Annotated in this window: 6 protein-coding genes, 3 tRNA genes and 1 pseudogene; 3 read left to right on the forward strand and 7 right to left on the reverse strand. The window is 35.3% G+C overall.

Annotation, left to right across the window (positions count from 1 at the left end; genetic code table 11):
- Positions 1 to 150 precede the first annotated feature (150 nt).
- The 3 genes from Q1K78_RS16690 to Q1K78_RS16700 form a co-directional block, all read right to left on the reverse strand.
- Positions 151 to 225, reverse strand: a tRNA-Gly gene (locus Q1K78_RS16690).
- A gap of 34 nt (positions 226 to 259) precedes the next feature.
- Positions 260 to 343, reverse strand: a tRNA-Tyr gene (locus Q1K78_RS16695).
- A 46-nt stretch (positions 344 to 389) separates the two neighbouring features.
- Positions 390 to 465: transfer RNA gene (locus Q1K78_RS16700), tRNA-Thr, on the reverse strand.
- A 193-nt stretch (positions 466 to 658) separates the two neighbouring features.
- Here Q1K78_RS16700 and coaA point away from each other — a divergent pair.
- Entirely contained in the window at positions 659 to 1,582 is a 924-nt protein-coding gene (gene coaA, locus Q1K78_RS16705; protein ID WP_300181490.1) for a type I pantothenate kinase, read from the forward strand.
- On the opposite strand, the gene birA is transcribed toward coaA, so the two are convergent.
- Positions 1,583 to 2,542, reverse strand: a complete 960-nt coding sequence (gene birA, locus Q1K78_RS16710) for a bifunctional biotin--[acetyl-CoA-carboxylase] ligase/biotin operon repressor BirA (RefSeq protein WP_300181492.1) — start codon at positions 2,540 to 2,542, stop codon at positions 1,583 to 1,585.
- On the reverse strand, positions 2,526 to 3,575 hold the full coding sequence (gene murB, locus Q1K78_RS16715) for a UDP-N-acetylmuramate dehydrogenase (RefSeq protein WP_300181494.1): 1,050 nt from the start codon (positions 3,573 to 3,575) through the stop codon (positions 2,526 to 2,528). The genes birA and murB overlap by 17 nt, the downstream gene beginning before the upstream one ends.
- Before the next feature lie 84 nt (positions 3,576 to 3,659).
- Between murB and Q1K78_RS16720 the strand changes: the two genes are divergently transcribed.
- On the forward strand, positions 3,660 to 4,079 hold the full coding sequence (locus Q1K78_RS16720) for a GNAT family N-acetyltransferase (RefSeq protein WP_300181496.1): 420 nt from the start codon (positions 3,660 to 3,662) through the stop codon (positions 4,077 to 4,079).
- Between the two features lie 72 nt (positions 4,080 to 4,151).
- Complete coding sequence (gene pssA / locus Q1K78_RS16725) at positions 4,152 to 5,504, forward strand: CDP-diacylglycerol--serine O-phosphatidyltransferase (protein ID WP_300181498.1); 1,353 nt, start codon at positions 4,152 to 4,154, stop codon at positions 5,502 to 5,504.
- Positions 5,505 to 5,625: 121 nt separating this feature from the next.
- Here the strand turns inward: pssA and Q1K78_RS16730 are convergent, their stop codons facing one another.
- Positions 5,626 to 5,823, reverse strand: a complete 198-nt coding sequence (locus tag Q1K78_RS16730) for a transposase domain-containing protein (RefSeq protein ID WP_300181500.1) — start codon at positions 5,821 to 5,823, stop codon at positions 5,626 to 5,628.
- A gap of 9 nt (positions 5,824 to 5,832) precedes the next feature.
- A pseudogene (locus Q1K78_RS16735) lies at positions 5,833 to 6,295 on the reverse strand (transposase); the annotation flags it as partial.
- Positions 6,296 to 6,526 lie beyond the last annotated feature (231 nt).

Here is a 6,526-nt window from a genome sequence, read left to right on the forward strand (position 1 = left end):
CCGATAGTACCAACGTTTACGTGCGGTTTCGTACGTTCAAATTTTTCTTTAGACATGATAGTCCCTCTAGGTACGGCTATTGGTGGTATATTAAATGACCACGTAACCAAAAAAATATATTTGAAAAAATTATAAAGGAAAAATAGGAGATGGAGCGTGCAGCGGGAATCGAACCCGCATCATCAGCTTGGAAGGCTGAGGTAATAGCCATTATACGATGCACGCAATGTAACTCGACAGAGCTATTTTACCTTGAATATGGTGGAGGGGGACGGATTCGAACCATCGAAGCTTTCGCGGCAGATTTACAGTCTGCTCCCTTTGGCCACTCGGGAACCCCTCCACATTTAAGTTTCTTACTTCTTTATGATTACATAAATAAGATAAGATGGTGCCGACTACCGGAGTCGAACTGGTGACCTACTGATTACAAGTCAGTTGCTCTACCTACTGAGCTAAGTCGGCACAATTGGTGCGCATTCTAGTTAATCTAGAAATATCATGCAACTGAAAAATCAAATAAAACGTTTTTTTTTACGTTTTTAGGTTAAATGCCCTTAATCTATCCAAAAGCATAACTTAAAAGTGATAAGACTACTTTTTTCTTATACAACCTTATTGTATTGTTCAGCATTCATTAATCCACTAGGTGAACCACGTGAACTCTTATTTAACCTTTACTCGTGAATGCTGGGCTGAATTACGCAAATCAACTCCAATGACACTTACTGAAAAAGAGTTAACACATTTAAGAGGGATTAATGAATATATAAATATTGAAGAAGTCAGTGAAATATACTTACCTCTAATTCGCTTACTTCAATTACACATAGAAAGTCATAGGGAAAAGAATGTCATCCTAGAGCAATTTCTCACTCACCAAGATATAAATACACCTTTCATTATTGGTATTGCCGGAAGTGTTGCAGTAGGCAAAAGTACTACAGCTCGCATAATACAAACCCTGTTAAAGCAAGCATTACCAAAACTAGATACACAATTAATAACTACCGATGGTTTCCTATATCCAAATAAAACATTGATAGAAAAAAACATCATGCATAGAAAAGGGTTTCCAGAATCATATGACACTCCATCTCTTGTGACTTTTGTTGCCGATGTAAAGTCAGGTGCAAAATCAGTCTCAGCCCCAATATATTCCCACCTAACTTACGACATTACTAATCAATGTAAAATAATCGAATCACCTGACATCTTAATTATTGAAGGATTAAATGTATTACAAAATAGTTATGACTACCCTAACAAGCATTATCATAGCTTTGTTTCTGATTTCTTAGACTTTTCTATTTATGTCGATGCTTCACGTGAACAATTAAAAGAATGGTATGTTAAACGCTTTTTAAAGCTCAGAGAAAGTGCATTCAAAAAAAGTGGTTCATACTTTTCACATTACACTGAGTTATCTCCTCAGGAGTCAATTAAGAAAGCCCAACATATTTGGGACACCATAAACGGTTTAAATTTAGAAGAAAATATTTTACCTACAAAAAAGAGGGCAAATTTAATACTTTCAAAAGGGAAGAACCATTCAATTAATCAAGTAGCTATAAGAAAATAATCAACTTTTCTTAATTGATATTTCACCACCGCTATAAGGGGTTACTTTGCCATCAACCGCAAGTAAAAGAGCGCCTTGATAATCAATCCCAGAACAGATACCAGTAACTAGCTTATTCCCCATCTGTAATGAAATTTCTTGATTAATGTAATTATCTAATTGATTCCATTTATCAATGAACGTTGACAACCCCGAACATTCAAACTCTTTCATCACATTAAATAACGATTTCAATAGTTCATTAGCTAGTTTATTTCTTATATTTGATTGATTTAAAATAGTTTTTAAATCAATCCAAGGTTGTCCTATTTCAGAATTAAATCTTTCATCTAATTCCACATTAACTCCAACACCAATAACTATATGTGCTGCGCCTCCAGATTGAGCTGAGAGTTCAATCAAGATACCAGCTAGCTTTCGATTATTCCAATAAATATCATTTGGCCATTTTAATTTTAAATTTTCACAACCTAAACTTTCTAATGCATCAACAACAGCAATACCAATAGCTAAACTTAGCCCCATAGTTGCAGCAAGACCATCATCTAAACACCAGTAGAGAGAACAATATATATTACTACCAAATGGAGAGACCCAACGTCTTCCTCTCCTTCCCCTACCTGCCGATTGATACTCAGCAAAGCAAGATTGCCCATTTTCTAGCATAGTCATATTATTTAACAGATATTGATTTGTAGAATCAACCACACCCAATAACTCAGGGTCAGGAAGCTGACTATGGCTAATCAGCTCATCTCTCAATAACTCTATTGGCGTAGAAAGAGCATAACCTCTTCCTTTAAGCCTATAGATCTCAAGACCCCATTCTTGAATTACCGATATATGCTTACTTATCGCTGCACGGGATACATTTAATTTTTCACCAAGATCTTCACCCGAATGAAATTTACCATCGCTAAGCAATTTTAAAATAGCTAATTTTTTAACATGTTCTTTCATCAAACAACTCCGATAGAAATGTTTCTTTACCATCAGCATAAAATCTAACTTCATGTTCAAGTTCTATTTGATACTTCTCAAAAACAATGTCTTTAACATGATTAGCTAATTGCAAAATATCACTAGCGGTCGCATGGCCATTATTAACGAGTACTAAAGCTTGTTCTTTATGTACTTGAGCTTCGTTAATACTAAAGCCTTTAAGGCCTGCATTATCGATCAACCAACCTGCTGCGATTTTCTTACCATTATCAACATTATATGCAGGTAAATCAGAATAAATATCACACAAATATAAATAGTGTTCGTCCGAAATTACTGGGTTTTTAAAGAAACTCCCAGCATTACCAAGAATGCAGGGGTCTGGTAATTTCCGCGAACGAATATCACAAATTGTATTAAATACATCCCTTACTGTTGTTTTAGCGTTCCTCAAACCATCTAATGGTCCATATGATAATCGAGGAGTCCATTCTTTAGTAAGACGAAGCGTTATAGAGGTAATGATACATCTATCTTTCAACGCATTTTTAAAGATAGAATCTCTATAGCCAAATAAACATTCCGTATTATTTAATGTTTTAAGCTCTAAGCTTTCAAGGTCTAAATATTCAACAGAGTCACATATGTCTTTTAATTCAAGACCATAAGCGCCAATATTTTGAATCGGTGCAGATCCAGCACAACCAGGGATCATCGCTAAATTTTCCATTCCTGGAAGACTCTGAGCAATGCACCATTCGACAAGCTTAGGCCAGTCCTCGCCACTTGCGACTTTAAGCAAATAATCTATTTCGGTCTCTTCTATCGATTTTCCATATAACCGATTAAGAACAACGATTCCATTAAAATCATTACAAAATAGAGTGTTACTCCCTCGCCCTAAAGGCAACTTAATCATTGTTGAATATTTATCATCGGCCCAAATATCAATAAGATCTTGAATGGTATTAGCTTCAATAATCAAATCAGCATGTTGATTCACTGAAAAGCTGTTGTAGGGCTTAAGATTCTTACTTGGTAAAATTTTCATAATGCTGTATTTAATGAATAAGATTAAGTACATTCTAACTTAATCCATATTAACTATCATAGAAAACAACTAATGAATCTTACTGTGTCTCACTTAGATAAATTACGCCTTCCGCTTTTGCATAAACTTTACAAGTCTAACTATCCATCTGGAAAACCAAAAGGTAAAGAAGATATCATCACGCTAGAAAATGACAGCATCATAATTGGTGCTATGCGGGTCAAAAATTATGAAGATTGCCATTTTCTTACTGGTATGATGATCATAGAAGAAATGAGAGGAAAAAAGTTAGCTTCCTACCTTCTTCAGCATATTGACGACTTCATTACATCAAAAAAATGCTATTGCTTATGTGAACCAAAGCTGAGCTCATTTTATATACAGAATGGATTCACTCATACTAACATTGATACTTCTCCTCATGTTATTCAAACTAAACATGAACGTTATACAAGTAGTGGTAAAAATTTGGATCTCTTGATCTATAAAAAAAGCCACAATTAGATATTACTCTCGGCAATACTAGCTAAATTTGCTAAAATCGACTTCCTAATATTGATAATTTAATGACACGTTATGAACTTAAACCCTCAAGAAAGTAAAGAACAGCTATCTAAGCTCCCTGTGTTGTCTCAAAATCCTGAGAATATAAAAATACTTCATACAGCAGCAGATTTTCGGTACGAATTACTCAAGCAAATAGAAAATGCGCAGCAACGAATATATATCGTCGCACTCTATCTAGAAGATGATGATGCTGGAAGAGAAATATTTACTGCGATCTACGAAGCAAAACAAAAAAAGCCTTCATTAGAGGTTAATGTACTTGTTGATTGGCATAGAGCACAAAGAGGACTTATTGGGGCAGAAAAAAGCGATGGTAACGCAGCACTATATCGCGAATTTTCAGAAAAATATAAACACCCTATTAATGTTCTTGGTGTTCCAGTTAGAAACAAAGAAGTTTTCGGCGTGTTACATTTAAAAGGCTTCATTTTTGATGATACCATCGTTTATAGTGGCGCAAGCTTAAACGATGTATACCTTGCCTATAACGAAAAATATCGCTTTGATCGTTACCATGTTTTTAATAATTCATTTTTAGCAAATTCAATGGTCTCGTTTATTAAAAAAACGTTAATTGCTAGTCCTGCTGTTAATTGTTTATCACAGCAAATTAGACCAGAAACAAAATCATTAAAACCTGCAATTAAAGAACTTAGAAAACAGTTAGAGTTGACTAATTACCAATTTACTCCTCAAATGAGAAAATCAGGTGAAGTAGGTATAACACCATTAGTTGGTTTAGGTCGCAAAGGAAACAAGCTTAATAATCATATTGTCCTTCTATTAGCGTCTGCGACTTCTGAAATCACAATATGCACTCCTTATTTTAACTTTCCAAAACCTATCGCTAAAGAGCTTAAGAAAGCTTTACGTCGAGGGGTAAAAGTTACGATTATTGTCGGTGATAAAACTGCAAATGATTTTTATATTTCACCCGAGGAAGAGTTTAGAACTATTGCAGGGTTACCTTATCTATATGAAATAAATCTAAGGAATTTCGCTAAGGCCAACGAAACATCAATTGCGAATAGAAAATTATCTCTACACCTTTGGAAGCACGGAAAAAATAGCTTTCACTTAAAAGGAATGTGGGTAGATAATGAATATACTCTAATTACAGGAAGTAATCTAAATCCTAGAGCCTGGAAACTTGACTTAGAAAATGGGCTTCTACTTCAAGATCCAGAGAAACTATTAGTAAAAGATAAACAAATTGAATTAGATGTCATTCTTGAACATACACAACTTATTGGCTCTTACAAACAAATAGATAAGCTTGATAGCTATCCAATTGACGTTAAACGCTTAATTAAACGAATTAAGCGAATTAAGGCAGATCATATTCTTAATCAAATCCTTTAGTAATCTTATTTCTATTTGGATATAAGCCATATTGCCTATGTCCAAATATCTCCACAAATACTCAAAGCAGTGTAATATTTGTCTTTAAAGAAAGCTTAGAGGAACTATAAGAAAGCTACACCTAGCTACGCTTAATATTCCATGGCAGCAACGCGTCAATATCATTCGGTTTTTCAGCAATCAACTGTAAGCAGGTTGCGATATAATCATGAAAAATAAGATTATTCGCTTTTGCTATTTCAACCAAACTGTATAAAATCGCACTCGCGTTCGCACCAGTATCGGTGTACGAGAACAGCCAAGCCTTACGACCTATCACAAAGGACTTCGCTGCCCGCTCTGCTCGGTTATTGTCAATACTTAACCTGCCATCTTCAAGATAGCGGTGGGATTTTTTCTTTATTCTCGATGAGCCAGTTATGTAGTGTGGTTACGATCAGCTTAACTTGTGACTGTCGGATTACTAATTTTTCTTCGACAGATTTGCCCTTAATTCGTTTTTCTATTTCGTATAACTTTCCAATTAAATGCAATACGATATCCACTTTCCCCATTTCTTTTTTCCTTGCAGCTTATTTACGACGAATATGTGCAAGACAGGCGACCAGTATCGCTTGCGTTGATTCATACGCTTTATAGCCATCAAGAATATCAATTGTACATTGGGCTCTACGACTATTATGGTAATCGAATAACACAATATTGGTGTTACTACCTAATGCATCGGTTCCACAGCAATATACCCACATATAGCTTGTCGCTTTTTCGGCTTTGATTACTTTTAGCGGCATTCCATCAGCATGAATAGCGGGCCCAGCAAACTCGCGGTAGCTATACTTTTATGGGATTGCTGTGGCGGGCATTGGTGCCATTTTTATTTGACTTTCAATCCCACTATTTTCACAATGTCGGCACGTATACTTCGGGCGAATGGTTTTAATATAAGCGGGCACAAATTCAAGGGTTTCGCGGCGTTGTTGACTAAATCAGGGAACCTTTCGTAAATCTTGTGATCAGATCAT

It is taken from the genome of uncultured Aliivibrio sp. (assembly GCF_946479765.1).
In the GTDB taxonomy this organism is placed as follows: domain Bacteria; phylum Pseudomonadota; class Gammaproteobacteria; order Enterobacterales; family Vibrionaceae; genus Aliivibrio.